This is a genomic window from Mesorhizobium sp. M2A.F.Ca.ET.037.01.1.1 (assembly GCF_003998075.1).
Classification (GTDB): domain Bacteria; phylum Pseudomonadota; class Alphaproteobacteria; order Rhizobiales; family Rhizobiaceae; genus Mesorhizobium.
This window is the reverse complement of record NZ_RZSA01001479.1, coordinates 1-1070: the sequence shown is the minus strand read 5'-3', so window position 1 is coordinate 1070 and position 1070 is coordinate 1. Positions and strand designations below refer to the sequence as shown.

At 63.8% G+C, this 1070-nt stretch carries 1 protein-coding gene; it reads left to right on the top strand.

Annotated features, from left to right (window positions below; all coding sequences use genetic code 11):
• Nucleotides 1-1070, top strand: a 1070-nt coding sequence (locus EOA27_RS37730; RefSeq protein ID WP_127258877.1) for a DUF3458 domain-containing protein, incomplete at both ends; no start/stop codon positions are given.

The following is a 1070-nucleotide window of genomic DNA, read 5'->3' as shown; positions in this document are numbered from 1 at the left end:
ACCCCGTCGAGCGCGGCGCGCTCGCTAATGGCCGGCACTACGCGGTCTGGCACGACCCCTTCCCTAAGCCTTCCTACCTTTTCGCGCTGGTGGCGGGCGCGCTCGGCAGGGTGGCGGGCAGCTTCACCACCATGTCCGGCCGCGAGGTCGAGCTCGGCATCTATGTCGAGCCCGGCAAGGAGCGGCTTGCCGGCTATGCGATGGACGCGCTGAAGCGCTCGATGAAATGGGACGAGGACGCCTTCGGCCGCGAATACGACCTCGACGTCTTCAACATCGTGGCCGTGTCCGACTTCAACATGGGCGCGATGGAGAACAAGGGCCTCAACGTCTTCAACGACAAATATGTGCTGGCCGACGAGGAGACCGCGACGGATGCCGACTTCGCCAATATCGAGGCGATCATCGCGCATGAGTATTTCCACAATTGGACAGGCAACAGAATCACTTGCCGAGACTGGTTCCAGCTCTGCCTAAAGGAAGGGCTGACCGTTTACCGCGACCACGAATACTCCGCCGACCAGCGCTCGCGGGCGGTGAAGCGCATCGCCGAGGTGCGCACGCTGCGCGCGCATCAATTCCCGGAAGACCAGGGGCCGCTGGCGCATCCGGTCAGGCCGCGGCGCTACCGCGAGATCAACAATTTCTACACGGCGACCGTCTACGAGAAAGGTTCCGAAGTGGTGCGCATGATCCGCACCATCCTCGGGCCGGAACTCTTCCGTGCCGGCATGGACCTCTATTTCGAGCGGCATGACGGCGAGGCCGCGACGATCGAGGACTTCTTGAAAGTCTTCGAGGACGTCTCTGGCAGAGACCTCGCGCAATTCGCGCTCTGGTACCATCAGGCCGGCACGCCGAACCTGACGGTGAGCTCCACGCACAATGCGGCGGCCAGGGAGTTCACGCTGGAGATCGAGCAGTCGGTGCCGCCGACGCCGTCGGAAAGCCGCAAGCGGCTGATGCACATTCCTTTGGCCTTTGGCCTGGTGGGCGCAGGCGGCCAGCCTGTCACCTGGACGGCCGTCGAGGGCGCGACGGTGGATGACGGCGTCATCCATATCCGCAAG